Here is a 26,580-nt window from a genome sequence, read left to right as displayed (position 1 = left end):
GGGGACCTCGACCCCTTCCCGCCACCCCTCAACCGGACAGCCTCAGATCCTCACCCCCACCGGATGTCCGAAGAGCCCGCAATGAGGCAGCAGCTGCCCTGTCGATATGCGTCAAAGCCGATAGTGTTCTCGACCGGCTTCAACAGACGGCGGAGGCGCTTTCCGACACAGAGGTGAAAGATCAGCGAAGCGCACGACGATGGAGCGACGCCGGCCTGAAGACCATTGCCGCGGAGCTGGTGTACCTAGCTGACATCCAGGGGCGGCTTGGCAGCGAGCTACTTGGCATTGAAGTGACAGGGACAGCCGAATCCGGCCTGATGATCGTTATCGACCAGATGACAACGGCATCCCTGCCTAGTCGTGCACCCCTGATCCGGTTGTGGGCCTATGGCGTCGACGACGAACCAGAGGAACGCGAGCTCGTGGTCGACCTCGACGACTACCCTGTCACCACCGCGAGCAACGACACCTACACGATGAAGCGACACCGCGTCACCCTACCGCTGCCGGATTTGCCCAACATCGATGACGAGTTGAAACTGATCAGCATCTCAATCGAAGGACGGGATGCACCTATGCGCACCGTCACGCTCGAAAACCACGCCAAGCTCCCCCATGGCTTCGACGTCCGCTTCGCCGTCTATCGCACGATTGCGACGATCGACCTTCTCGCTATAGGGCAGTAAGCGAGAGGCTCAGTGACCTATAAGATATATGCCATTTGTGGTATACTTTAGGCCAGTTAGCGGGTCGTGGTTGAGGTCTCTCCCCACCCGCAAACCTACCTCGCACAGCCCGACCTCACCTGATTTGTCGTCGCTCCCCGGTAGATTGAAACCAACACTAAGTAGCTACCGTCGCGTGGCTGGAGACTGCCACATGACAACTTCAACTGAATCAGGATCAACGCAAGGGGTACGAGCCGTGGCGCTCAAAAAATCGGATCTCTACAGCTCACTCTGGAAGAGCTGTGATGAGCTGCGTGGCGGCATGGATGCCAGCCAGTACAAGGACTACATCCTGACCATGTTGTTCGTAAAGTACGTCTCCGACAAGGCTAAGACGGACCCCAACTCTCTTATTGATGTGCCTGCAGGCGGATCCTTCGATGAGATGGTCGCCGTCAAAGGTGATAAGGAGATCGGCGACAAGATCAACAAGATCATCGCCAAGCTCGCCGAAGCCAACGACCTGCAAAAGGTCATTGACCTGGCCGACTTCAATGATGAGGAAAAGCTCGGCAAGGCCAAGGAGATGCAGGACCGGCTCTCGAAGCTGGTTACTATCTTCCAGGAACTCGACTTCCGCGGTTCGCGTGCTGAGGGCGACGACCTACTGGGCGATGCTTACGAATATCTCATGCGTCATTTCGCCACCGAGTCCGGCAAGTCCAAGGGTCAGTTCTACACGCCGGCAGAGGTCTCACGTGTTATCGCCAAGTTGATCAGCGTCACCCCTGACACCCCGCGGTCCGCAACGGTCTACGATCCAACCTGTGGTTCGGGCTCACTACTTCTAAAGGTTGCGGCTGAATCTCGCCAGGGATTGACTATCTACGGCCAGGAAAAAGACAATGCCACTTGGGCCCTGTCCAAGATGAACATGATCCTGCACGGCAACGAGATCGCCGATATACGCAAAGGTGACACGATCACCAGCCCCCAGTTCACTACTGGCGGCAGTCTCGAAACATTCGACTACATTGTAGCCAACCCACCCTTTTCCATTAAGTCTTGGAGCAACGGCCTCGAGAACGAGTTTGGGCGCTTTGAATACGGGACCCCTCCTGAAAAGAATGGTGATTACGCTTTCCTACTCCACATCCTCAAGTCCATGAAGAGCACGGGTAAGGCTGCAGTTATTCTTCCCCACGGAGTTCTCTTCCGCGGCAACGCTGAGGCCATCATCCGAAAACAGCTCCTTAAACGCGGCTTCATCAAGGGCATCATCGGACTGCCGGCCAACTTGTTCTATGGCACCAGCATCCCAGCTTGCATCATCGTGCTCGACAAGGAGAATGCTCAGAGTCGTACCGGAGTATTCATGATCGACGCCTCTGCCGGCTACCTCAAGGACAGCAGCAAGAATCGACTGCGCTCCCAGGACATGCATAAAATTGTTGACGTATTCGGGAAAAATCTGGAGATCGAAGGTTACTCTCGCATGGTCCCGCTGAGCGAAATCGGCAATGCAACCAATGATTTTAACCTCAACATTCCACGCTATGTCGACTCATCCGATCCGGAGGATATCCAAGATCTCTATGCTCACATCCACGGTGGCATACCCGACCGCGACATAGACGCACTCAGTGCAAGCTGGGACGCATTTCCAGCTCTACGTCAACGACTGTTTGCAAGTAACGGACAAAACGGTTACAGCGAGTTGATCATCGATATTTCCGATGTCCAGCAAGTGATCCTCGACTCAGCCGAGTTCACCAGCTTTTTGGAAATAGCGCGAACCCAAGTGGCGGATTGGTACGCAGCCTATCGCCCAGCACTAGAGAATATTACGAGCGATACTAACCCAAATGACTTGATCTCCGATCTTGGAGATAACTTACTGAGCCGATTCAAAGACACTCCCCTAGTGGATGCGTATGACATCTATGAGCAGTTGATGACCTACTGGCATAGCGTCATGCACGATGATGTCTTCTTGCTTATGAATGAGGGATGGCTAAACGCAGCCAAGCCACGCAAAACCATCGAGGACAAAGACCTAAAAATCACCGAGACGGCCGACATGGTGGTCGGCTCAGGACGGAATGCAGACAAATACAAGATGGATTTGGTCCCTCCGACACTTATAGTCACCCGATATTTCGCCCACGACCAGGCCCAGATTGACGATCTGACCGCCGCGGCTGAGGAAGCAACACGCCAGATTGAGGAATATGTCGAGGAGCACGCTTCCGACGACGGCTTGCTCGCCGAAGCCTTGGACGATGGCAAGATCAGTAAGGCTCTGGCCAGCGCGAGGCTCCGCGTTGCCAAGAATGAACGCGGTGATCCAGAAGAAATTACGGCTCTCGAGCACCTGATTGCACTCTACAACAGAGAATCTGGAGCGAAGAAACTCCAGAAGGACGCGCAAACCCGATTGGATACCGCCACGCTCAACCACTACGGCAAGCTCACTGAGCAAGATGTCCAGCAGCTTGTCCTCGATGACAAATGGAGAACTGCGGTCATTAGTGGCGTCACAGGCGAAATAACGAAACTAACCTACAATCTAGTTGCCCGAATTAAGGAATTGGGCAAGCGATACGACGCGACTCTCAGCGATCTAGAGGCCGAAGTCGAGGCGCTGAACCTCAAGGTTGCCCAGCATCTCGCAAACATGGGGGTGGAATGAGCTTGCTTGTGACTAGCGCAGAGCTGAATCCAACTAACACTAGGCAGACAACCCAGGTTTGGGAGACTGTGCCATTGATTTCTGCAGTCGATTTCTTGGATAGCGCCCGAAAGCCGGTAAAGAGTTCAGATAGAGCCCACATGCAAGGCATCTATCCCTATTTCGGGGCATCCGGGATAGTCGATTACGTGAATGACTACATCTTCGATGAAGACTTAATTCTACTTGGCGAAGACGGTGAGAATATACTCAGCCGAAAGGTTCCTTTAGCATTCAAAGTATCAGGAAAAATATGGGTCAATAATTATGCACATGTCTTGCGTCCGACTCCGGACTTCGACATTGACTACTTGACGGCCTATCTTGAGAGCTTGGATTACTCTGAATACAACACTGGAACCGCGCAGCCGAAGCTAAATAAAGACTCCTGCTCAAAAATCCAAATAGCTAAGCCGCCGAAAGCAGAGCAGGCTCGAATTTCTCGATCACTGAATGATGCGCAGTCTCTGATTAGTTCTTTGGAGAAGTTAATCTCCAAAGAGCAAACAATTAAGCAAGGCATGATGCAAGAACTTCTCACCGGCAAGAAGCGCATTCCTGGTTTCAGTGGACCCTGGAGCACGGCAGTTCTTGGTGATCACTTTGAGATTACATCAAGCAAGCGTGTTTTCCAGCGAGATTGGAGGGCATCGGGCGTGCCATTTTATCGAGCACGCGAACTCGCGATCTTGGGCGTGTGTGGCACAGTAGACAACGATCTCTTCATCGACCGAGCAATGTTCGATGAATACCGACGCCTTTACGGGGCGCCAGAGCCAGGAGATTTTCTTGTAACCGGAGTGGGGACACTCGGCAAGACCTATGTCGTAAAGCCAGGTGACGAATTCTATTTTAAGGACGGAAACATCTTGTGGCTAAAGCGTTCGGAGACAGTTGATAGCAATTTCCTTAAGTTCTTGTACTCTACCCCGCTCGTGGAGCGACAGATATCAGATGGCTCATCTGGCACCACCGTAGGCACCTACACGATAACGAATGCCAAGAAGACTGAAATACCACTACCACCAATAGCGGAGCAAAGAGCGATCGCGACGGCACTGAGTGATGTTTCGGAAACTATTGACGTACTGCAATCTCGTTTAGCCAAGGCGAAGAGTCTCAAACAAGGCTTGATACAGGAACTACTAACGGGCCGCACGCGACTGCAGCCTGCGGAGTTTCCTGCGTGAGCGTCGGTAAGTCTGTGCGGCTCTTCCTGGCTGACGGAACACCCGGTGGCTTGCTGACAGCTGAAATCATGAACTGGACCGGTCATGTTGCTGCTGCCCCACGATCAGACCTCGGTGCCCTGTTGAAACGCCCCGAAGCGTCGCGGACGGGCATCTATATTCTTCTTGGAGACGATCCACAAAGTATGGGGGGATCGCTCGCATACATCGGCGAAGGTGATGATGTCGCCAAGCGTCTCTATCATCACTCTCGCAATGAAGATCAGGGTGGAAAAGACTTCTGGGATCGGGCGATCGTCCTCACCAGCAAGGACACGAACCTAACCAAAGCCCACGCCCGCTATTTGGAGTCGCGGTTCATCTCATTGGCGATAGAGGCTAACCGTTCCCGTCTAACCAACGGCACAGCACCCCCACTGCTGCCACTTCCAGAGTCCGATGTCTCGGACATGGAGTATTTTGTTGCGCAGGCCAAGATCGTTCTACCTGTGCTGGGCGTCAACATCTTTCGAACGACGACGACGACGACAACCAGACAGCCATCAGGCCCGACAGACGTAGTAGCTCCGACCGATCCTTCCATCTCGCCGATCTTCGAGATGTTCGTCAAGAAGTACGGCATCCGAGCAATGGCGCAAGAAGTCGATGGCGAGTTCACGGTAAGAAAGGGTTCAATGGCCCGACTCTCCTTCACCGAGAATTCAAGTAATTACGAACTTCTCCACGACGAGCTCCTCAAGAGCGGGCAGCTTGTTCAAGACGGCCGAGACTCCGCTATCTTCACCCAAGACATCGTCTTCCGCGGCCCATCAGCCGCGGCGGCAATCGTGGCGGGCAGAGCGGCAAACGGCCGAGTCGAATGGCGTGTTCCAGGAACGGGCATAAGCTTCGGAAGCTGGCAGAATCAGGATGTTGAAAGTAATTTTGGGGGAAATGAATCATGAGCACAGTTGGACAGATTGAACGTAAGACTCAAGACCGTGTTGTCGACCTGTTCCAGCAGGAGCTTGGATACGAGTACCTGGGCAACTGGGAGTATCGCGAAAACAATTCGCACATCGAAGTCGGCCTGCTTGAACAGAACCTGCAGGCCCGCGGCTACGACGCCAATCTGATCAACAAAGCCGTTGAGCAGTTCAAGAAGACCGCGTCGCTGGGCGGTGGCCGCAATCTCTACGAAGCTAACCACGAGGTCTACAACCTCCTCCGCTACGGAGTGAAGGTCAAACCCGGTATCGGCGAACAGACCGAGACGGTCTGGCTGGTGGACTGGCACAACCCCGAAGCAAACCACTTTGCTGTCGCTGAAGAAGTCTCGATCAAGGGTGAACACAACAAGCGACCGGATGTCGTCATCTACGTCAATGGCTTGGCGCTTGGTGTCGTCGAACTCAAACGGTCAAAGGTCGCTGTCTCCGAAGGTATCCGGCAGAACATCGGCAACCAAAAGAAAGACTTCATCCGTCCGTTCTTCAGCACGGTGCAGCTGGTCATGGCCGGCAACGACGTTGAAGGACTGCGCTACGGAGTCATCGATACAGCCGAGAGGTACTGGCTTGAATGGAAAGAACCTTCTGACATCGAGGAACCGCTCGATCGTGCACTCGTCCAGATCTGTTCGAAGAGCCGATTCCTGGAGATTATCCATGACTTCATGGTGTTTGACGGTGGTACAAAGAAGACTTGCCGCCACAACCAATTCTTCGGCGTCAAGGCTGCCCAGGACCGCATTGCCAAGCGCGAAGGCGGCATTATTTGGCACACCCAAGGTTCGGGCAAATCCCTCACTATGGTGTGGCTGGCTAAATGGATCCGCGAACATCAGACGCGCGGCGACAGCCAGGCTCGTGTCCTCATCATCACTGACCGTACTGAGCTAGACGATCAGATCAAGCGAGTCTTCAGCGGTGTCAACGAGGACATCTACCGCACGAAGAGCGGCGCCGATCTCATCGGTTCTCTAAACAGCAATGACCCTTGGCTGATGTGTTCGCTGGTGCACAAGTTCCGCGGCGGAGACGATGATCAAGCACAGAACGACGCCGATGGCGACTTCATCACCGAGCTCAACTCGAAGATTCCGGTTGGCTTCTCAGCTAAGGGCAATCTGTTCGTCTTCGTCGACGAAGCCCACCGCACCCAGTCCGGCAAAATGCATAAGGCCATGAAGCAGCTTTTGCCCGGGGCTATGTTCATCGGATTCACCGGTACCCCGCTGCTCAAAGCGGACAAAGCAACCAGCATCGAGACCTTCGGTAGCTTCATCCACACCTACAAGTTCAACGAAGCGGTCGAAGACGGCGTGGTGCTCGATCTACGCTACGAGGCCCGCAACATCGATCAGGATCTGATCTCATCAGCCAAAATCGATCAGTGGTTTGAGGCAAAGACCAAGGGCATGACTGATCTTTCCAAGGCTGAGCTCAAGAAGCGCTGGGGCACGATGCAAAAAGTCGTCAGCTCCGAGCCGCGTTCCAAGCAGATCGTCAACGACATCCTGCTCGACATGGAGACGAAGCCGCGCCTCATGGACAACCAGGGCAACGCCATGCTCGTCGGATCCAGCATCTATCAGGCCTGCAAATTCTACGAGATGTTCTGCCAAGCTGGGTTCAAGGGCAAGTGCGCCATCGTCACAAGTTACGTCCCTCAGGCCAGCGACATCTCCAAAGAGGACTCAGGTCACGGTGCAACGGAAAAGCTGCGCCAGTACGACATCTATCGGCAAATGCTGGCCGATCACTTCGATGAACCGGCTGACCAAGCGGTCACGAAGATCGAGCAGTTCGAAAAGGAAGTTAAAGACCGCTTCATCAACGAGCCCGGCCAGATGCGCCTCCTGATCGTTGTCGACAAGCTGTTAACCGGATTCGATGCGCCAGCAGCCACGTACCTATACATCGACAAGAAGATGCGCGACCACGGTTTGTTCCAAGCCATCTGCCGCGTCAACCGTCTCGACGGCGACGACAAGGACTATGGCTACATCGTTGACTATCAGGACCTCTTCAACTCCCTGGAAGACGCCATCACGGACTATACGTCCGGAGCTCTCGACGGCTACGAGAAGTCCGACATCGAGGGGCTACTCAAAGACCGCGTCCAACAAGCACGCGAAGACCTCGACGAAGCCCTCGAACGCATCCGCGCGCTCTGCGAAGCCGTCGAACCACCCCAGGGAACACTTCAGTACCAGCGCTACTTCTGCGCAATCGAACAGGGCAACGCCCAGCAGATCAAGAACAACGAAGCCAAGCGCGTCGAACTCTACAAGTCCGTGGCCGCCTTGGTTCGTACCTACGGAGCCATCGCCAACGACATGGCCGAGGCTGGATACAGCGCGACTGAAACTGCAGCGATTGCCAAGGAAGTCACCCACTACGTCGCCGTGCGTGATGAAGTGAAACTTGGTGCTGGTGAGAATGTCGATTTCAAGCAATATGAAGCTGGCATGCGTTTCCTACTCGATACTTACATCCGAGCCGATGCATCTGAAGTCGTCGCCGACTTCCAAAACGTTGGGCTCGTTGACCTGATCGTTGAACAAGGTACGGCTGCGATTGACAAGCTCCCTACCGGGATCAAGAAGGATCCTGAAGCTGTCGCCGAAACCATCGCGAACAACATCCGTAAAGTCATCGTCGATGAGAACGCGATGAACCCGAAGTACTACGAGAGCATGTCTACCCTTCTTGACGCGATCATCGAGCAACGCCGCAAGGGTGCCATCGATTACAAGGAATACCTTGAGCAGCTCATCGCCCACGCAAAGAAGGTTGGCTCAAAAGAGTCTGACACTGTCTACCCTGCTTGGGCATCAAACGGTGCGCAGCGTGCCATCGTCGACTTCGGCTGGGCTGATCCGGCCACTCCGATCCAGGTCGACACTGCCATCATGACGAGCAAACCGCACGGTTGGGTTGGCAACACGTTCAAGGAGAAGGAAGTGGCGCGAGCAATTCGTCGTGTCCTACCGGTTGACTTCGACCGTTTCGATGAACTCTTTGATTTGGTAAAGGCCCGAAATGAGTACCGCTAGCGCCTACCTCACCGTCTCCGGGATCGATGTCGATGTTATCTACAAGAACATCAAAAACTTGCATATCGCCGTCTACCCTCCCCTCGGCCGGGTGCGCGTCGCGGCGCCTGAACGACTCGATGATGATGCCATCAGGCTTGCTGTCGTGCAGCGATTGCCATGGATCAAGAAACAGCGGGAGCAGCTTCGTAGCGCAGTCCGTCAGACCGAACGCGAAATGGTCACAGGAGAATCTCACTATGTTTGGGGGCAACGATACCGACTGAATGTCGTGAACGAGCATGGTCGGATTCGGTTTGATATCACCGGCAAGCGCCTGACCTTACACGCCCCCGAAGCAAGTACTCCGGACACTCGTCGCGAAGCCATGGATGACTGGTACCGCTCGGCGCTCAAACACGAGATCCCTGAACTCCTAGCTAAGTGGCAACCGATCATTGGTCGCAATGTGGCCAGGTGGACCGTGCGTCGCATGAAAACGAAGTGGGGCAGCTGCAACCGCGAGTCCGCCCACATCTGGTTCAATCTTGAGCTAGGCAAAAAGCATCCCAACTGTCTGGAATACATCGTCGTACACGAGATGACTCATCTCCTGGAACGGAATCACAACGACCACTTCACCGAACTGATGGACGGGTTTCTTCCGGACTGGCGAGCCCGCCGAGACGAGCTGAATACAGCGCCATTAGCTGAAGAAAACTGGGGAAAGAAATGAAAACAAGAGACATATCAATTCGAAGCTCCGCGGCACCATCTAGCCGTGCGAACAACGCATCCATCCGCAGGGGTTGGTATCTCAGCTATGCTGTGAATTCCAAGGGGCGTGCGCTATGAAGGTGACATTCCCGCTGTTGTCGGATGAACCAGCCATCCAAGACCTTCTGGCCTTTCGCGCAGTTGCCGAGACTGTTGCCGATGCCTTGTTCGATGATGAACTTGATCCGGTTGCCGTTGGCCTTTCAGGCGCGTGGGGTAGCGGCAAAACCAGTGTCTTGGAACTAGTTAAGGCCGAAATTGAAGAGCGATCCGTCACCGCGGACGGAAAGGTGTTGGTGATTCTTACACAACCCTGGGGCTATGACCCTGCGGTCGGGCCCAAAGAGAGCCTCATTGCCGAGGTTCTTGCCGCCTTGAACGAGGAATTCGATACCGAGGACCCTGTCGGCAAGGCTGGTCTCGCTGCCTTTAAAAAACTCGTGAAGAAGGTCAACTGGTCAAAAGCGGTTAAAATGGCCTCTCGCACCGCCATCACGATGCAGCTCCCCAAGGTGGACGATGTCTTCGACCTGGTCAGCGATGATCCGGAGAGCCTCGAAACCGAAAAGGGGATGGCGGCATTCCGAAAGGATTTCGAAGAGCTCCTCGCCGATCCTTCCCTTGAACACCTGTCTCGGGTGGTCGTGCTTGTTGACGACCTTGATCGGTGCTTGCCTGACACAGTCGTCGAAACACTTGAGGCCATTCGACTCTTCCTATCTGCCAAAGGAATGTCATTTGTTATTGCGGCAGACGAGGACCGTGTTGCCGAAGCTATTCAGCAGAAGTTTGGCACCCGCACTGGGGGCCCAGAAGAAGAAGATCCAGCAAAGCTCTATCTGCACAAAATCGTCCAAACCACGATTCCCCTGCCAACCCTGAGTCGCTTCGACACTGAGGCCTACCTCTTTCTCTTGCTGGCGAAGAGCGACAGCGAAATTGATGTTGCCACCTACGAAGAACTCGTTACCCAATGCGACGATCTTCGAATTGACGGCGGCAGCCTTGATGACGTTGAAGTGCAGGAAGGCGGTGCGCTTGGGGAACACCTGATTACGGCCGCCCGGCTGACGCCGATTCTCTACGAGAAGTTCCATGGGAACCCGCGCCGCATCAAGCGCTTCCTAAACGACCTGAATGTCCGTCGAGCTATTTCAAGCCGCCGAGGGTTCACGCTGAAAGCCGACGAGGTCGCCAAGCTGATGGTGCTCGAGCGAATCCTTACCGATGACTTCCGCACTGTCCTCGATTGGTTGGCCTCTAATCAATTACGAGACAAGCTTGAAGCCCTTGAACTCGCCGCCAACGGCACCGCACAGTCAACAGACGCTGAGAGTAGCAACGCTGTCGAGGAAGCGCCTGTCAAAGGCAAGCGCGCGTCAACAAAGCCCGAAGAAAAGACCCCTGCCGCGTCGCGAGAGGATGCTTTCTCGGACACCCTCCGACGTTGGGCAAAGCTCCCCCCGGTCCTGGACGCAACGGCAATATCCGGATACTTGTACTTGGCGGCATCGTTCGCAAAGATCGAAGTCATCGATACTGGCCTGCCGGAACGGCTTCGTGACCTTGCCGCCGCGCTGACCTCAGGCCTCAAGCTTGATCGTGCGGGCGTTACCGACGCCACCCTCAAGGCTCTACCCGAGCTCGACGCTCAGGCATTGGTGAGTCACCTTGGACGGCGTACCCGTGATCAGCCAAGCATTCAGAAATTCACCGTAGAAAGTCTCCTTCGTATGGCACGCGAACAACCTGTTACCCTGCCAAACGTCATTGCAGCACTCAAGGGATTGCCAGCTGCCGACGTCGAGCCTGCGACCATCGTCAAGCTGCGGCCACTCGATACAGCATCATTCCAACCTGTACTCGACATTTGGAAGGCATCAACCGACGACGCACAGCTACATGCGGCAATCAGAGTTGTTGAGGGAGGCTGGAGCAAAATCAATGGGAACTAGCGGCTCATTTGGGGGAAGCGGCGGCAAGGACGCTAGTGACCTGCGCGATAACATCGCTGATTGGCTTGACGGGCCCGGACTGCCCGGAGCTGCAGACGGCGCGGATTCGAGCGGCACTGATGAATCAGGCAACCCTGGTGAGTCATCGCCGTCGACACTCCCCGCGCAGGACCCCGGAATAGACCTTGGGCCGGCGCTGCGCGTACTCCTGCGCCCACGTGGTGGTGGCGCAGGGGGTGATGGTCCTAGCTCTGGTGGTGGCGGCAGTCGCGGTGGTGGTGGAGGCCGATCATCGGGTGGCGCCACACGCTCTGTCGGACGAGTATCGCGAGCAGCCGGCCGAGCCGGTCGCCTCGCATTGGCGTACTCATCCGCCAATCGCGAAGTTTTGCAGCAGGCCGGACTCAACTATGACGATCTACAGGCGCTGGGTGATCCTGTTGCAATCGGCATCAAGATTATCGAGGCCGCTTTCGGATCCCCGGCAGATAGCACCATTGCGGACGCCGAGGAGCGTGACATCGTCGCCGATGTCGTCGCCTGGATTCTTGAGCAGCCCATTGATCAACCGCCGACACCAGAAGAAGTCGTACGGAAGTCAATCGAGACGACCATCGCTGAGACTGCACTGACGGAGGTTTCGTCTACCATCTATGCAAAGGACGTCAGTTACGAGAAGCGCCACGGCGTCGAGCGACAGATCCGCGATGTGGCCGCCGAGTATGCGGCGCAGGCATCTCTTAATCCCACTGGCGCAACCGAACGAGAGATGGCGCAGGCCATCGAGACTGGAATCCGAGATATCGGAATGATTTTCGGAGTGCAGCCATGACCCGGATACTACTGACTATCTCTGAAGCTAACGCTGAGGCAGCTCAACAAAACGGCGGCTATGACGAAACGTTCCTGTGGACACGAGATGGACGATCAACATTTGTGGGATCGGTCGACCCTCATTTGGGCGGACTCGGAGCCGTTAACCCGCTGAATGTGGATCTGGTGCGGATTGCACTAGCTGTTTTCGGCGCGGATAGATCTGTGCTCCGCGAGGGTGGAGGATCGAGCTGGAACGTCCGCGACTTCGATATCACAGTCGAGGTTAATGATCCCGCCGCCTGGAACTCGCACGCGCGGCAGCTCAGTCAGTTGGTTGGATTCCTGTCTGGCGATCGCTGGGTTTTTCAGTTTGCACAAGCCACAGCCCCTGAGGATGGTGTACTCCCTCTCGACGAGCAACATTTCGATCGTACGGTACTCCTTAGTGGTGGCGCCGACTCGGCTGCCGGCGCCCTGCTGTCAGCGATAGAGCTTGGTGAAGGCAAATCCCATGCTTTAGTCTCTCAGTTCAGCTCGACCGCACTCTCGCCTGTTCAGCAGAACATCGTGACCTCAATCGGAGGATTTGCGCCGGGAGTACGGCAAGTTCATCACCAATTCAGACTTCACCGCGGCTCTAAACGGCTCGATGGGACCGCATTCCGAGATGAGCCTTCCAGTCGATCGCGTTCGTTGTTATTCCTCGCCCTTGGACTTGCCGTGGCTGAACGGGCCAACTCGAAACTATGGATCCCCGAGAACGGTTTCGCATCACTTAACCCTCCTCTTGGAGCTGATCGACGCGGCAGCCTGTCCACGCACACAACCCACCCCCGGTTCCTTCGTGGATTGAGCGAATTGATGCAAAGCGTTGGAGGTCATGGAGAAATTGAAAATCCCTTCGAGGGCCTCACTAAAGGGGACATGTTTCAACTAGTCGCAGGTGCGATTGGTGCCGACGCAGCATCGGCGTATCTCTCTGCAACCAACTCTTGCTCACACACGGATGCGCGCTATAGCGGCGCGCCAGCAGGCTCCTCTTGTGGGGTGTGCTTTGGCTGCCTTGTAAGAAAGTCGTCGTTCACTGCCTCAGGAGTGGCGGACAAGACTACCTACCTCGTCGATGACACTAGCGGCCAGTTCAGCGCATTCGTCAAGCAGAAGTCCATCGTGGAACCCATGCGTGACTTTGCCCGTCGCGGCATCCGTCCACGTGACGTGATGACAATGTCGTTGCCCCAAGATTATGCCGCAAAGGACGCTCTGACACTCTGCCAGCGAGGCATCGAAGAACTCAGGAGTCTCCTCGGATGACCAGATCGCTTCCCCCCCTTGATCTTCACGCGCACGTTAGCCCAAATACCGGTGCAACCGACCTTGAGCGACTAGGCGCGGTCGTTTTTGCGGCCACCAGGACACTCGACGAATACAAGAGCGTCAAAGACCGGAACGATCAGGTCACCATCTGGGGGGTGGGCTGTCACCCTGGCATCGCCGAAGCACAAAGCTCCTACGATCCGTCCAAGTTCGCAGAACTCATATCATCGAGTGCTTATGTCAGTGAGGTGGGACTTGATGGTCGATCCAAAGTACCGATGGCAGACCAAGACAGGGTCTTCCGGTCGATCCTCACACATCTACAGGAAACCCCCAGAATTCTGTCCGTTCATAGCTCAGGCGCTACGGGGCGAACGCTTGAAGCCTTGGAAACCATAAGAGTTAAGGGAGCAGTACTCCACTGGTGGCGAGGCACGGAAACCCAAACAAAACGCGCCCTCGATCTTGGTTGCCGATTCTCTGTAAATGCCGCCAACATGCAACATGTAGAGGATCTAGTGATGATCCCGCTTGATCGACTCCTAGTAGAGACTGATCATCCATCCGGAGACCGCAGTTCTTCATCGCCCAGGCAGCCTGGCGCTATTGCTGATGTCGAAACAGCGCTCGCCAGACTGCACGGAACAACGACTGAAAAGATCCGCCAGCAGACCTGGGTCAACTTCTCTCATCTGGTAGATGAGGTCAAAGTTGGAGCATTGCTCCCGAATCCTGTCCAGCGCATGCTGTCTGCCGCACGGAACTGATCTAGACCCTTCGCGAAACTGCTACCTTCCAGTACCGTGCAGTAGAAAAATTCGAGCAGTGTCGTAACTACAGCCAACGTGCTTGGCAATCTCACGGATGATCATCCCCTGCTTGCGGAGCCGACGAAGCTCATTCTCTTTGGCTGGCGTCAGACCGCGAGGCCTGGAAGGAACACCGTGCTCGGCGAGCAGGCGTAGGAAGCTCGACTTGGCGATACCGCTTTCGCGAGCCAATGCCGTGCTCATTTCGCCGGCTTGATAGCGAGCGACGAGTTGAGCCAGCTCGTCGGCCGTGAAGCGATCGGCAAGGCGGTAACGCTGCGTCTTCGGCATAGGCTGGGACGAACGCGGCTTGATGTGGCGCAAATCCATCCGTTTTAGTACGGCCGCGATGGTCGCAAGCTGATCAACTTTGTGGCAACCATGCTTCGAGTAACCTGCAAGGACCTCGACCGATGGAAGTGGAGGACCCCCGGCGGCAGCCGGCGGGTCCTCCGTCGTTCGGGGCTGAACCGGCCGGAGCTCCACCGCGGATCCGGCCACGAACAGGCTCCTGTCAGGTGAAGGAGCGCCCCGTGAGCCGCTCGTACGCCTCGACATAGCGCGTACGGGTCCGCTCCACGACGTCGTCGGGCAGCGCCGGCGGCTCCGAGGTGCGGTTCCAGCCCGAGGCGTCCGAGGTCAGCCAGTCGCGCACGTACTGCTTGTCGAACGACGGCTGGGCCTGCCCCGGCGCGTACAGCGCGGCGTCCCAGAAGCGCGAGGAATCCGGCGTCAGCACCTCGTCGCCGAGGGTGATCCTCCCGGTGACGGGATCGAGGCCGAACTCCACCTTCGTGTCCGCGACGATGATCCCGCGCTCCCGGGCGATGGACTCGGCGCGCGTGTAGAGCTGGAGCGTGAGCGCGCGCAGCTGCGCCGCGGCGTCGTCGCCCACCATCGTCACGACGGCGTCGTAGGTGATGTTCTCGTCGTGCTCGCCCACCTCGGCCTTGGCCGACGGCGTGAACAGGGCCGGGTCCAGCGGCGAGCCGTCCACCAGACCGTCCGGCAGCGGGAGCGAGCACGCCGTCCCCGAGGCCCTGTACTCGAGCAGGCCGCTGCCCGTGAGATAGCCGCGCGCGATGCACTCGATCGGGTACATGGCGAGCCGGCGGCAGATCATCGCCCGGCCCTCCACGGCGGCGGGCACCCCATCGGCGGCGTCGGCGGCGAGCACGTGGTTCGGGATCCCGTCGAGCTGCCCGAACCACCACAGGCTGAGCTGCGTCAGCACGCGTCCCTTGTCGGGGATCTCCGTCGCCAGGACGTGGTCGTAGGCGCTGATGCGGTCGCTCGCGACCACGAGGACGACGTCGTCGCGCCCGTCGAGCGGCGCGTAGAGGTCTCGGACCTTGCCGGAGTAGACGTGCCGCCAGCCAGGCAGCTCCGGGTGGTCGGGGGCGAAGACCGTCACGGCGTCGTGCCGTAGGGCCCGCCGGCGAGCGCGGCACCGATCTCGTGGCGGGCGGCCTTCAGTGCGATGTCCGTGCGGAACTGCGCGCCCTCCAGCGAGATGCGGCCCAGGGCCTCGTAGACGGTGGCGCGTGCGTCCTCGAGCGAGGCCCCCAGCCCGACGACGGTGAGCACCCGGCCGCCCGCACTGACCATATGCCCGTCCTGGAGTGCCGTGCCCGCGTGGAGGACCCGTGCCCCCTCGACGGCGGCGGCCTTCTTCAGCCCGCGGATGCGGCGGCCCGTGACCGGTGCGTCCGGGTAGTTCTCCGAGGCCAGCACCACGGCGACGGCGGTCTTCGGCGACCAGTTCAGCGGGTCCAGGTCCTCGAGGGTGCCCCTGGCCGCCGCGAGCAGCACGCCCCCGAGCGGAGTGGTCAGTCGCGCGAGCACGGCCTGGGTCTCGGGATCGCCGAAACGGACGTTGAACTCGATGACGCGCATGCCGCGGGAGGAAAGTGCCAGGCCGATGTAAAGGACGCCGGCGAACGGGGTTCCCCGATGGGCCATCTCGTCGATCACCGGCTGGGCCACCCGGGTGACGACGTCGGCGACGAGGCTCGTGGGCACCCAGTCGAGCGGCGAGTAAGCACCCATGCCCCCGGTGTTGGGGCCCTGGTCCCCGTCGCGGATGCGTTTGAAGTCCTGCGCGGGCGCCAGCGGGACCACGGTGCGCCCGTCGGAGAGGACGAACAGGGAGACCTCCGGTCCGTCGAGGTACTCCTCGATGACCACGGCGCTCCCGGCCCGGAAGCAGGCTGCCGCGTGCGCCCGCGCCTCGTCCGGATCGTCCGTGACGACCACGCCCTTGCCGGCGGCGAGTCCGTCGTCCTTCACCACGTAGGGGGCTCCGAAGGTACTGAGGGCCTCGTCGGCCTGCTCCTCGGTGGTGGCCACGCGCGCCATCGCCGTGGGGACATCGGCTGCGGCCATGACCTGCTTCGCGAAGGCCTTGGACTCCTCGAGCTGCGCCGCGGCCCGGGTGGGACCGAACACGGGGATCCCGGCCTCGATGAGGGCGTCGGCGACCCCGGCCACGAGCGGTGCTTCCGGGCCGATGACCACGAGGTGCACGCCGAGCCCACGGGCCAGCTCCGTGACGGCGGCGGGATCGCCGGCGTCGAGCTGGTGCGCGGTCACGTCCTGGGCGATCCCCGCGTTGCCGGGGGCCGCATGCACCTCCGCGACGAACGGGTCGGCAAGCAGAGCACGGACGATGGCGTGTTCGCGGCCGCCGGGGCCCAGCACGAGAATCTTCACAGTAGGACAGCGTACTGGAGGGCTTCCGGCCCACCCAGAGCCCGGGTACCTGTTACGGAGCCTGCCGCCACCCATACTGTTGCCGCGCCCCTCCGAATACCCGGCATGACACATTCCACCAGAGGACGCCGCGGCAGCACCGTCCTGGCCGCGCTCGCCGGCATCATCGCCGCGGGCCAGGTGCTCGGTGTCGCCGAGCTCGTGGGCGCATTCTTCCGCGCCAGCGCAACCCCGGTCATCGCGATGGGCTCCACCTTCATCGACTTCACGCCGTCCTGGATGAAGGACTTCGCGATCGAGACCTTCGGGACCAACGACAAGCTCGCCCTCCTGGTGGGCATGGGCGTGACGATCGCGCTCCTCGCCGCCGTGCTGGGCGTCGTGGCCTACCGCCGGTGGGTGCTCGGCGCCGCCGGGGTGCTCCTCATGGGTGCGATCATCCTCGCCGCCGTGCTCACCCGCGCAGGGGCCTCCCTCCCGGACATGATCCCGACCGTGATCGGCACCGCCGCCGGGCTGCTCGCTCTCCGCTGGCTCGTCGCCCGGCTGCACCGCGCCGACGACGCCGCGACCCGCCCGACCGGCACGGAGAGCTCCGAGGCGCCCGAGGCCGCAGCCGGTGCCGCGCCCGGCGACGAACTCCCCCGCACGGGGTCCACCAGCTCCGCGGGGACGCCCGGTCACGCCACCTCACGCCGCGGCTTCTTCGCCGCGGCGGGCGTGACCGCCGTCGTCGCGGCTGCCGCGGCCGGCGGAGGCCGCCTCCTCGCCGGCGCCCGCAGCAATCTCGCCGCCGCCCGGGACAGCCTGCGGTTCCCGGCTCCTGCGAGCCCCGCACCCCCGCTGCCCGACGGCGTCCAGTCGCCCGTGGAGGGCGTCACCTCCTTCGTCACCCCGAACAGCGACTTCTACCGGATCGACACGGCGCTGAGCGTGCCCCAGCTCAGTGCCGAGGACTGGGTGCTGCGGGTGCACGGGATGGTCGAGGAGGAGTTCGAACTCTCCTTCCAGGACCTGCTCGACGCCGACCTCATCGAACGCCACATCACCCTGACGTGCGTCTCCAACCCGGTGGGCGGCGGCCTCGTGGGCACCGCGAAATGGCTCGGCTACCCCCTGCGCGAGGTCCTCGCCCGCGCCCGCCCCCTCGACGGCGCCGACATGGTCCTCTCCACGAGCTCCGACGGCTTCAGCGCCTCCACTCCCCTGCCCGTCCTGCAGGACGACCGCGACGCGATCCTCGCCGTCGCGATGAACGACGAACCGCTGCCGGCCGAGCACGGCTTCCCCGTGCGCATGGTGGTACCCGGGCTCTACGGCTACGTCTCGGCCACCAAGTGGGTGGTGGATCTCGAGGTGACCCGCTTCGCCGACGCCACGGCCTACTGGTCGGACCGCGGCTGGGCCGAGCGCGGTCCCATCAAGACCATGACCCGCGTCGAGGTCCCCAAGCCGTTCGCCTCGGTCGACGCCGGTCAGGTGATGATCGGCGGTGTCGCATGGTCCCAGCAGCGGGGTATCACGAAGGTCGAGGTCTCGGTGGACGACGGCGCCTGGGAGGCCGTGGACCTCGCCGCGGAAGCCTCCGTGGACACCTGGCGGCAGTGGTCCCACGCGGTCACGCTCGACGCAGGGCTCCACACGATCCGCGCCCGCGCCACCGACGCCGTCGACGGTCTCCAGACCGACGAGCGGGCCGAGACCGTGCCCGACGGCGCATCGGGCTGGCAGCTCGTGCAGTTCACGGTGGACTGAGCCCGACACCCAGGTTCTGCCTCTCCTCAGACCCGGAGCGTCCCGCTCCGAACGATCTGCGCCCACCGGATGTCCGTTCCCTCCGGTGGGCGCAGTCGTGCCGGGCGCCGTACACGAACAGGCACCGACGGCCGCAGGACATGGTGAATACTGGACGCATGCCCTCCACCTTCACCACGGCGGACGCCGTGGACCTCGCCGTCCTCGAACGCAACGGCTTCACCGAGTCCCGCCACATCGGCTCGGCCGTGGTCCTGGCGTCCGACGGTTCCGTGGTCACCGAACTCGGGGACATCACCAGCCCGATCTTCCCGCGCTCCACCCTCAAACCGTTCCAGGCCCTCGCCAGCATGAAGGCCGGCGTGCCGCTGCGCGGACCGCAGGTGGCGCTCGCCGCTGCGAGCCACGTGGCCGGCACTGAGCACATGGACGTGGTCCGGACCATGCTCGACGCCGCCTCCCTCACCGAGGAGCACCTGCAGTGCCCCGCGGACTGGCCCCAGGACGAGGCGGCGCGCAACGAGCTGGTGCGCGCCGGCAAGGGGAAGCAGCGCATCGCGTTCAACTGCTCCGGGAAGCACGCGGCGTTCCTCTGGGCGTGCGTGGAGAACGGCTGGGACACCGCGACATACCTGGATCCGGCCCACCCGCTCCAGCGGTCCGTGGCCGAGGTCATCGAGGAGTACACGGAGGAATCCGTGGCGGCCTGGGGTGTGGACGGCTGCGGCGCTCCCGTGGCCGCGGTCTCGCTGACCGGCCTGGCCCGGGGAATCGGGAAGATGGCCAAGGCGCCCTCCGACAAGCATGCGGACGCCCGGGCGGCAACCATCACCACCGCGATGCTGGACTACCCCTGGGCGGTCCACGGACGCGGCATGGAGAACTCCGTGGTCATGGAGGAGCTCGGGATCCTGGCCAAGAGCGGGGCGGAGGGCGTGCTGGTCCTCGGCGCGCCGTCCGGGGCCGCGCTGGCCCTGAAGGTGCTCGACGGGAACTCGCGCGCCGCAACCCTCGTGGGCCTGACCCTCCTCGCCGCTACCGGTGCGATCGACGCGGACGCCGTCGGAGCGGTCCTGGAACGGGTGGTCCCGCCGGTCCTCGGCGGAGGACTGCCCGTGGGCAGCCTCCGGCTCGCCGCGCCGGTCATGGCGCTGCTCGACTAGGAGCGGCGGACCGATGGCGCGACGACGCATCACGGCGCAGGACGGCCGGCTGGCGCTCGAGCAGGTCGCCGCAGGGGCCGCCGGCCGTGCCGAGCTCGCCACGGCCGTACGGTTCACGCTCGAGGAACTGGCCGAGCTGGCTCCCGGCAACAGCGTGGAGGTCCGTGTGCCTCCCTTCGGTGTCACCCAGTGCGTGGAGGGTCCGCGCCACACGCGCGGCACCCCGCCGAACGTCGTGGAGACGGACGCCGCCACCTGGCTGGCCCTGGTCACGGGTTCCCTGACGTGGGCGGACGCGGTGGCGGCCGGCAGGATCGCGGCGTCGGGCCAGCGTGCCGACCTCAGCCCGTGGCTGCCCTTCGCGCGGTGGTGAACGCAGTGACCCGTGTGGTGGACCGGACCCTGCGCACGCGTGTGCCGGCCGCCGGGCGTCACCAGCCCGGCGCCGCCTGGCTGACGGGTCTCGGCGCCACCCTGCTCTACACCCTCTTCTCCCTCACCCAGTGGTACCGCCTCGCGTCGCCGTCGTGGGATCTCGGGATCTTCACGCAGCTCGCGAAGGCCTACGCCGGGCCGGGCGCTCCGATCGTGCCCATCAAGGGCGAGGGCTTCAATCTGCTCGGCGACCACTTCCATCCGCTGCTGGTCCTGCTGGGACCGGCCTATGCGGTGGCGCCGTCGGCCCTGACGCTCCTGGTGGTGCAGAATCTCCTCTTCGGAGTGTCCGTGGCCGTCGTATCGCGGACCGCGATACGCCTCCTCGGGACGGCGCCGGGGATCGTCGTCGGTCTCGCATATGCGCTCTCCTGGGGACTGCAGTCGGCGGTGGCGGCGCAGTTCCACGAGATCGCCTTCGCCGTCCCGCTCCTGGCGCTGGCCCTCGAGGCCGTCCTGCGCCGCCGCGTGGTGCCCGCCGTCGTCTGGGGCGGCCTGCTGGTCCTCGTCAAGGAGGATCTCGGGCTCACGGTGATCATGCTCGGCCTCGTGATCGCCTGGCGGCTGCGCTCGGTCGCAGGTCTGTGGCTCGCGGCCTGGGGCGCGCTGTGGCTCGTCCTGTCGGTCGCGCTGATCCTGCCGGCACTCAACACCGGCGGGCAGTACGACTACTCGGACCGGATCGACGTCGGCGGGATGCTCGCGGATCCCGCCTCCGCCGTCGTCGATCTCGTCTCCGGGCCCGCCAAGTACCACTCTCTCCTGCTCCTCCTGCTCGCCGGGGGCTTCCTCTTCCTGCGCTCGTCCCTGGCCCTGGTGCTGCTGCCCACCCTCCTGTGGAGATTCGCCTCGAGCCAGGAGGGGTACTGGGGGCCCGAGTGGCACTACAGCGCGGTCCTCATGCCGGTCCTGTTCCTGGCCCTGGTGGACGGCGTCCACGCGCTCCGCACGAGTTCCCGCCCGACGACCCGCACCGCGTCGCTGCTCGGGGTGCCCCTCGCCGCCGCCGCGAGCCTGGTCCTCCTGCCCGCCCAGCAGTTCGCCGTCCTCGCGGAGCCGGAGACCTACCGGCAGTCGGAGCGCTGGGATGCAGCGCACCGCATGCTGGAGCTCGTCGACGAGGGCGCCTCCGTGGAGAGCGGCGTGGTCCTGATGGCCTACCTGGTCCCCGACGCACGGGTGTACTGGATCGGGAACACCAATCCCGCGCCCGACTACCTGATCGTGGACGCCGACGACTGGAGCTGGGGTCCGGTGCGTCCCGCCGACGCCGAGGCCCACGCCGAGCAGCTCTATCCGGAGACCGACTACACGGTCGTCTTCGACGAGGCCGGTTACCAGCTCGTGCGGGCCGAACGCTGAATCCCGGTAGCCTTCTGGCATGACCTCCGAGCAGCATCCGCCCACCGATCCCGCCGAGCCACCCGCCAGGCGATCCACCGGACAATCCGCAGGGCAATCCGCAGGGCATGCCTCCGAGCCCGCCGACACCCGGGGCGCCGTCCCGGCGGACGGCCAGCCCACCCCGACGGACCGCGATCGGACACCGTCGCAGGAGACCGCCGGTGACAATCCAGCGGCCCCGCCGGCGACCACGGACGCTCCTGTCCCCGGTGAGCCGAGCTACCGTGAGGTGACGGTCCGGAGAGCCCCGAAGATCGTGCCGTTCATGGTCCTCGGCGCCGTCCTCGGTTTCCTCGCGGCCCTCGTGGTCGCCTACACCGGCCCGGTCGACCCCACCCTCACCCGCGGCTCGGTCCTGGGCTTCTTCACCGTCGCGTTCGCCGTCCCCGGTCTCCTTCTCGCAGCACTGCTGGTCCTCGTCATCGACCGTCGCAGCATCCGCAAGGCCGAGCGGGCGCGGGCGGAGAGGACCTTCGACGACGAGGCCTGATCTCCTCCCCGCCGCTCCTGTCAACGCCCGTGTCGGAGTGGCTAACGGCCCGCTCGCGGGGGTCGACAGTTAGAGTGAGCTGGCACTCGAACGCCGCCCTGACCATCAAGGAGCACGCCATGAAGTCATTCGCCTGTGGAGATGTCGTACCCGGTTGCAACGCCCGCTGGGTCTGCAGCACCGAGGACGAGATCCTCGCCCAGGTGGCACCCCACGCCACGTCCGCCCACGGTCTGACCGAGATCAGCCCGGAGCTCGTCAGCGCGGTCCGCAGCAACATCGTCACGGTCTGAGCAAGGCCCCCACCGGCGCTACCGGAAGCGACGACCCGAGGGTGCACGAGGACACCGAGCTCCTCAGGGCCTGTACCGGCGAGGGGGTCAGCGCCGCGTACCAGCCCATCATCAGTACCGGCAACGGCACGATCGTGGGCTACGAGGCCCTCGTCCGTTTCCCCGGCTACGAGGAGAAGAACCCGGAGGCCTGGTTCTCCCGGGCGCGCCGCGCCGGCTGCGACGCGCAGCTCGAGGCCGTGGCGCTGCGCCGCGCGTTCGAGCACCGCGCCTCGCTGCCCGGCAACTGCTTCATGACCGTCAACGTCTCGCCCCACCTGCTTGCGTCGCCGGAGATCCGCAGCGTGTGGGCGGACCAGGGTTCCCTCGGTGGCGTGATGGTCGAGCTCACCGAGCAGACGCCCATCGACTCCTATCTGGAGCTGGAGCCGCACCTGAACGCCCTGAAGTCCGCGGGGGCGCTCATCGCCATCGACGACGCCGGCTCCGGCTACGCGGGTCTGCAGCATCTGCTCGCCCTGCGCCCGGCGATGATCAAGATGGACCGGGAGCTGGTCCGCGACATCGACACCGACGAGGCGAAGCGGGCCCTGCTGGAGATGCTCGGGCTGTTCGCGAGCCGGGTGGACGCCTGGATCCTGGCCGAGGGCATCGAGCGCGTCGAGGAACTCGACGTGATCGCCGGCCTCGGCGTGCCGCTCGTCCAGGGGTACCTGCTCGGCAGGCCCGCACCGCCCTGGTCCTCCCTCGACCCGGATCTCGCCCTGCGGCTCACCACCCGCCCGGACGCCGCGAGCGCCCACCTGGTGCGCGGCATCCTCGAGCACGCACCGACGGCGTCGTCCCACGAGGCGGCCGCTGCCATCTTCGCCGAGGGGGCGCACGTCACCGATGTCGTCCTCCTCGACGGCCGGCGGCCCGTCGCGATCCTGTCCGAGGAGGCCGCCTATCTGGGTCTGGTGACCGCCGGGCTGGTCGTCAATCTGGACACCCCCGTGGACGAGGCCCTGGCGCGGTCCATCACCAGGGATCCGACGTCGCGCTTCACCCCGCTGCTCGTGAGCGACAACGCGGGCAGGTACGTGGGGATCGCCCGCATGGAGCGGCTCATCGGGGCGCTCGCGGGAGAGACCCGCGCCGCCCTTCCCTGACCGGACGTGACCTGCCGGGGCGCAGTCACCACCGAGCGTCCGGACGCCGGCACCACGCGGGTCGGCGCAGGAGGCATGAGAGAATGACCGCATGGTGCGCGGTGACGGACAGCTATCCCACGATCTTCTCCCCAACGAGAAAGGACCGCAGGACGCCTGCGGTGTCTTCGGCGTCTGGGCGCCCGGTGAGGAGGTCGCCAAGCTCGCCTACTACGGGCTGTACGCGCTGCAGCACCGCGGCCAGGAATCGGCGGGTATCGCGACCAGCGACGGCCGCCGCATCAATGTGTACAAGGACATGGGCCTGGTGTCCCAGGTCTTCGACGAACCGACGCTGAACACCCTCACCGGGCACATCGCCGTCGGACACTGCCGGTACTCCACCACCGGGTCCTCCCTCTGGGCCAATGCTCAGCCCACCCTCGGCGCCACCGCGGCCGGCACGGTGGCCCTCGCGCACAATGGCAATCTGACCAACTCCGCCGAGCTCTACCAGATGGTGCTCGCCCGGCACGGGAAGCCCCGCGCCGGGGAGCTGGCCCAGGGCAACACCACCGACACCGCGCTGGTGACCGCACTGCTCGACGGCGACGACGACCGCTCGCTCGAGCAGACGGCGCTGGAGCTCCTGCCCGCCATCCACGGCGCGTTCTGCTTCGTCTTCATGGACGAGGGCGCGCTGTACGCGGCACGGGATCCCCACGGTGTCCGCCCGCTCGTCCTGGGCCGGCTGGAACGCGGCTGGGTGGTCGCCTCGGAGCAGGCCGCCCTCGCGACGGTGGGTGCGAGCTTCATCCGCGAGATCGAACCCGGGGAGTTCATCGCGATCGACGAGGACGGCGTCCGCAGCAGCCGCTTCGCCCCGCAGACGTCCGCCGGCTGCGTCTTCGAGTACGTGTACCTGGCCCGGCCCGACGCCGCGATCGCCGGGCGCTCGGTGTACGAGGCGCGGGTGGAGATGGGCCGCCAGCTGGCGCGCGAGAACTCCGCGCTGGGGGACATCGTGATCCCGGTCCCCGAGTCCGGCACCCCGGCGGCGGTCGGCTTCGCCGAGGAGTCCGGCATCCCGTTCGCCCACGGCTTCGTGAAGAACGCCTATGTGGGCCGCACCTTCATCCAGCCCAGCGAGACTTTGCGCCAGCTCGGCATCCGGCTGAAGCTCAACGCGCTCGAGTCCGTGATCCGCGGCAAGCGCATCATCGTGGTGGACGACTCGATCGTCCGCGGGAACACCCAGCGCGCCGTGGTGCGGATGCTGCGCGAGGCCGGCGCGGCAGAGGTCCATGTGAAGATCTCCTCGCCCCCCGTGCGCTGGCCCTGCTTCTACGGCATCGATTTCGCCTCGCGGGCGGAGCTGATCGCCAACGGCGCCGCGGTGGAGGAGATCACCACGTCCATCCGCGCCGACAGCCTCGCCTACATCTCCGAGGACGGCATGATCGACGCCACCCGGCAGCCACGCGGGCGCCTGTGCACCGCCTGCTTCACCGGGAAGTACCCCATCCCGCTGGCCGACGACGACCGCCGGGGCAAGGAACTCCTCGAACGCCTCAATCCCGCCGACAAGGTCGGAGCCACGGGCTGCGACCCGGGACCGGGTGCCGAGCTCGAAGTGCTGCTGACCGACGACGACAAGAAGGAACGGGTATGAGCTCGCCGAACCCCATCACCTACGCAGGGGCAGGGGTGGACGTCGAGGCCGGCGACCGCGCCGTCGACCTCATGAAGGACGCGGTCCGCGCGACGCACGGCGCGGATGTCCTCGGCGGCGTGGGCGGTTTCGCCGGGCTCTTCGACGCCTCCCGCCTCCTCAGCTACACGCGGCCCCTCCTCGCGACGTCCACCGACGGTGTGGGCACCAAGGTGGCGATCGCCCAGGCCCTGGACATCCACGACACCATCGGGCTCGATCTCGTGGGCATGGTGGTCGACGACATCGTGGTGGTCGGCGCCGAGCCGCTCTTCATGACCGATTACATCGCGTGCGGGAAGGTGGTCCCCGAGCGCATCGCCGATATCGTCCGTGGCATCGCCGCAGGCTGCACGCTGGCGGGCACCGCCCTCGTGGGCGGGGAGACGGCCGAGCACCCGGGCCTGCTCGGCGACCTCGAGTACGACGTCGCGGGCGCCGCGACCGGTGTGGTGGAGGCCGCGCACGTCCTCGGACCCGACCGTGTGCGGGAGGACGACGTGGTGATCGGCATGGCGTCCTCCGGTCTGCACTCCAACGGCTACTCCCTCGTCCGGCGGGTCATGGACCACGCCGGCTGGTCCCTCGAACGCCAGGTCCCCGAGCTGGGCCGGACCCTCGGCGAGGAACTCCTGGAACCCACGCGCATCTATGCCGCGCACTGCCTGGCCCTGGCGCGTGACGACGCCGCGCAGGTGCACGGGTACAGCCACGTGACGGGCGGGGGCCTGGCCGCGAATCTGGCGCGGGTCCTGCCGCGCGGTCTCGAGGCCACCGTGGACCGCTCCACGTGGGCGTTGCCTCCCGTCTTCTCCCTCGTCTCAGGCCTCGGCAACGTGCCGCTCCCGGATCTCGAGCGCACGCTCAACCTCGGGGTGGGGATGGTGGCGATCGTCGGCGCCGCCGGGGCGGATGCCGCCGTCGCCCGGCTCAATGCAGCAGGCGTGCCCTCCTGGGTCATGGGAAGCGTCGGTACCCCTGCCGGCGGATCGACCGACGGCCCGGACTACGTGCAGGGCGCCAAGGGCGTGGACGGCGGATCGGTGCGCCTCGTCGGGGCGTACACCTGAACCATCGGGACGCCCGACCCGGACGACGTCCTCCCGAGCGACGGCACTTGAGCTGCCGACCGCGGGAGCGGTGAAGCGCCGGGTCGGCAGCTCGAGTGCCGGCCGCTCGAAGGTCATGCGCCTCGAGGACCAG

At 62.7% G+C, this 26,580-nt stretch carries 22 protein-coding genes; 19 read left to right on the top strand and 3 right to left on the bottom strand.

Annotated features, from left to right (window positions below; all coding sequences use genetic code 11):
• The 10 genes from Q0747_RS13005 to Q0747_RS12960 all read left to right on the top strand — a co-directional run.
• A partial coding sequence (locus Q0747_RS13005) for a hypothetical protein (RefSeq protein WP_298255322.1) occupies positions 1-689 on the top strand: 689 nt, incomplete at its 5' end.
• Between the two features lie 193 nt (positions 690-882).
• Entirely contained in the window at positions 883-3,363 is a 2,481-nt protein-coding gene (locus Q0747_RS13000) for a class I SAM-dependent DNA methyltransferase (protein ID WP_298255320.1), read from the top strand.
• On the top strand, positions 3,360-4,592 hold the full coding sequence (locus tag Q0747_RS12995) for a restriction endonuclease subunit S (RefSeq protein ID WP_298255318.1): 1,233 nt from the start codon (positions 3,360-3,362) through the stop codon (positions 4,590-4,592). Before Q0747_RS13000 ends, Q0747_RS12995 begins: the two co-directional genes overlap by 4 nt.
• Positions 4,589-5,536 carry a GIY-YIG nuclease family protein gene (locus tag Q0747_RS12990; RefSeq protein ID WP_298255316.1) on the top strand — a complete coding sequence of 316 codons (948 nt, stop codon included), beginning with the start codon at positions 4,589-4,591 and terminating at the stop codon, positions 5,534-5,536. The genes Q0747_RS12995 and Q0747_RS12990 overlap by 4 nt, the downstream gene beginning before the upstream one ends.
• Entirely contained in the window at positions 5,533-8,631 is a 3,099-nt protein-coding gene (locus tag Q0747_RS12985; RefSeq protein WP_298255314.1) for a type I restriction endonuclease subunit R, read from the top strand. Before Q0747_RS12990 ends, Q0747_RS12985 begins: the two co-directional genes overlap by 4 nt.
• On the top strand, positions 8,618-9,346 hold the full coding sequence (locus Q0747_RS12980) for a M48 family metallopeptidase (RefSeq protein WP_298255312.1): 729 nt from the start codon (positions 8,618-8,620) through the stop codon (positions 9,344-9,346). The genes Q0747_RS12985 and Q0747_RS12980 overlap by 14 nt, the downstream gene beginning before the upstream one ends.
• Positions 9,347-9,461: 115 nt before the next feature.
• Positions 9,462-11,342 (top strand): P-loop NTPase fold protein, encoded by a 1,881-nt coding sequence (locus tag Q0747_RS12975; RefSeq protein WP_298255309.1) that lies wholly within the window; start codon positions 9,462-9,464, stop codon positions 11,340-11,342.
• A gap of 358 nt (positions 11,343-11,700) precedes the next feature.
• On the top strand, positions 11,701-12,174 hold the full coding sequence (locus tag Q0747_RS12970; RefSeq protein ID WP_298255307.1) for a hypothetical protein: 474 nt from the start codon (positions 11,701-11,703) through the stop codon (positions 12,172-12,174).
• Positions 12,171-13,472, top strand: coding sequence for a hypothetical protein (locus Q0747_RS12965; RefSeq protein WP_298255305.1), 1,302 nt, complete (start codon positions 12,171-12,173; stop codon positions 13,470-13,472). Before Q0747_RS12970 ends, Q0747_RS12965 begins: the two co-directional genes overlap by 4 nt.
• Positions 13,469-14,242: a TatD family hydrolase gene (locus Q0747_RS12960; protein WP_298255303.1), complete on the top strand. Its 774-nt coding sequence runs from the start codon at positions 13,469-13,471 to the stop codon at positions 14,240-14,242. The genes Q0747_RS12965 and Q0747_RS12960 overlap by 4 nt, the downstream gene beginning before the upstream one ends.
• Before the next feature lie 21 nt (positions 14,243-14,263).
• On the opposite strand, the gene Q0747_RS12955 is transcribed toward Q0747_RS12960, so the two are convergent.
• From Q0747_RS12955 to purD, 3 genes are all read right to left on the bottom strand, one after another.
• A complete protein-coding gene (locus tag Q0747_RS12955; protein ID WP_298255301.1) occupies positions 14,264-14,614 on the bottom strand; it encodes a helix-turn-helix domain-containing protein in 351 nt (116 codons plus the stop codon).
• 184 nt (positions 14,615-14,798) lie between these two features.
• A complete protein-coding gene (locus Q0747_RS12950) occupies positions 14,799-15,698 on the bottom strand; it encodes a phosphoribosylaminoimidazolesuccinocarboxamide synthase (RefSeq protein ID WP_298255299.1) in 900 nt (299 codons plus the stop codon).
• Positions 15,695-16,996, bottom strand: coding sequence for a phosphoribosylamine--glycine ligase (gene purD, locus Q0747_RS12945; RefSeq protein WP_298255298.1), 1,302 nt, complete (start codon positions 16,994-16,996; stop codon positions 15,695-15,697). The genes Q0747_RS12950 and purD overlap by 4 nt, the downstream gene beginning before the upstream one ends.
• A 105-nt stretch (positions 16,997-17,101) precedes the next feature.
• Here purD and Q0747_RS12940 point away from each other — a divergent pair, with 105 nt between their 5' ends.
• From Q0747_RS12940 to purM, 9 genes are all read left to right on the top strand, one after another.
• Positions 17,102-18,751 (top strand): molybdopterin-dependent oxidoreductase, encoded by a 1,650-nt coding sequence (locus tag Q0747_RS12940; RefSeq protein WP_298255297.1) that lies wholly within the window; start codon positions 17,102-17,104, stop codon positions 18,749-18,751.
• Between the two features lie 158 nt (positions 18,752-18,909).
• The gene (locus Q0747_RS12935; RefSeq protein ID WP_298255295.1) at positions 18,910-19,914 is read left to right on the top strand and encodes an asparaginase; all 1,005 of its coding nucleotides are present in this window, start codon (positions 18,910-18,912) and stop codon (positions 19,912-19,914) included.
• A 13-nt stretch (positions 19,915-19,927) separates the two neighbouring features.
• On the top strand, positions 19,928-20,287 hold the full coding sequence (locus Q0747_RS12930; RefSeq protein ID WP_298255293.1) for a sterol carrier family protein: 360 nt from the start codon (positions 19,928-19,930) through the stop codon (positions 20,285-20,287).
• A complete protein-coding gene (locus tag Q0747_RS12925) occupies positions 20,284-21,711 on the top strand; it encodes a DUF2079 domain-containing protein (protein WP_298255291.1) in 1,428 nt (475 codons plus the stop codon). The genes Q0747_RS12930 and Q0747_RS12925 overlap by 4 nt, the downstream gene beginning before the upstream one ends.
• A gap of 19 nt (positions 21,712-21,730) precedes the next feature.
• On the top strand, positions 21,731-22,243 hold the full coding sequence (locus Q0747_RS12920) for a hypothetical protein (protein WP_298255289.1): 513 nt from the start codon (positions 21,731-21,733) through the stop codon (positions 22,241-22,243).
• Positions 22,244-22,317: 74 nt separating this feature from the next.
• On the top strand, positions 22,318-22,536 hold the full coding sequence (locus Q0747_RS12915; protein ID WP_298255287.1) for a DUF1059 domain-containing protein: 219 nt from the start codon (positions 22,318-22,320) through the stop codon (positions 22,534-22,536).
• Positions 22,537-22,577: 41 nt separating this feature from the next.
• A complete protein-coding gene (locus tag Q0747_RS12910) occupies positions 22,578-23,687 on the top strand; it encodes an EAL domain-containing protein (RefSeq protein ID WP_298255285.1) in 1,110 nt (369 codons plus the stop codon).
• A gap of 91 nt (positions 23,688-23,778) precedes the next feature.
• Positions 23,779-25,338 (top strand): amidophosphoribosyltransferase, encoded by a 1,560-nt coding sequence (gene purF, locus Q0747_RS12905; protein ID WP_298255283.1) that lies wholly within the window; start codon positions 23,779-23,781, stop codon positions 25,336-25,338.
• Positions 25,335-26,447, top strand: coding sequence for a phosphoribosylformylglycinamidine cyclo-ligase (purM, locus tag Q0747_RS12900; RefSeq protein WP_298255281.1), 1,113 nt, complete (start codon positions 25,335-25,337; stop codon positions 26,445-26,447). Before purF ends, purM begins: the two co-directional genes overlap by 4 nt.
• Positions 26,448-26,580 lie beyond the last annotated feature (133 nt).

It is taken from the genome of uncultured Arthrobacter sp., from assembly GCF_947493765.1.
GTDB lineage: Bacteria > Actinomycetota > Actinomycetes > Actinomycetales > Micrococcaceae > Arthrobacter_D.
Note: the sequence above shows the minus strand (reverse complement) of the source record. Positions and strands in the feature narration are given on the sequence as shown.

Bases quoted from the DNA above. Each gene is read 5' to 3' on its own strand.
- Q0747_RS12920 (WP_298255289.1), top strand. From the start codon at position 21,731: ATGACCTCCGAGCAGCATCCGCCCACCGATCCCGCCGAGCCACCCGCC.
- Q0747_RS12955 (WP_298255301.1), bottom strand. From the start codon at position 14,614: ATGGATTTGCGCCACATCAAGCCGCGTTCGTCCCAGCCTATGCCGAAG.
- purF (WP_298255283.1), top strand. From the start codon at position 23,779: ATGGTGCGCGGTGACGGACAGCTATCCCACGATCTTCTCCCCAACGAG.
- Q0747_RS12940 (WP_298255297.1), top strand. From the start codon at position 17,102: ATGACACATTCCACCAGAGGACGCCGCGGCAGCACCGTCCTGGCCGCG.
- Q0747_RS12930 (WP_298255293.1), top strand. From the start codon at position 19,928: ATGGCGCGACGACGCATCACGGCGCAGGACGGCCGGCTGGCGCTCGAG.
- Q0747_RS13000 (WP_298255320.1), top strand. From the start codon at position 883: ATGACAACTTCAACTGAATCAGGATCAACGCAAGGGGTACGAGCCGTG.
- purM (WP_298255281.1), top strand. From the start codon at position 25,335: ATGAGCTCGCCGAACCCCATCACCTACGCAGGGGCAGGGGTGGACGTC.
- Q0747_RS12995 (WP_298255318.1), top strand. From the start codon at position 3,360: ATGAGCTTGCTTGTGACTAGCGCAGAGCTGAATCCAACTAACACTAGG.
- Q0747_RS12980 (WP_298255312.1), top strand. From the start codon at position 8,618: ATGAGTACCGCTAGCGCCTACCTCACCGTCTCCGGGATCGATGTCGAT.
- Q0747_RS12935 (WP_298255295.1), top strand. From the start codon at position 18,910: ATGCCCTCCACCTTCACCACGGCGGACGCCGTGGACCTCGCCGTCCTC.
- Q0747_RS12965 (WP_298255305.1), top strand. From the start codon at position 12,171: ATGACCCGGATACTACTGACTATCTCTGAAGCTAACGCTGAGGCAGCT.
- Q0747_RS12985 (WP_298255314.1), top strand. From the start codon at position 5,533: ATGAGCACAGTTGGACAGATTGAACGTAAGACTCAAGACCGTGTTGTC.
- Q0747_RS12975 (WP_298255309.1), top strand. From the start codon at position 9,462: ATGAAGGTGACATTCCCGCTGTTGTCGGATGAACCAGCCATCCAAGAC.
- Q0747_RS12960 (WP_298255303.1), top strand. From the start codon at position 13,469: ATGACCAGATCGCTTCCCCCCCTTGATCTTCACGCGCACGTTAGCCCA.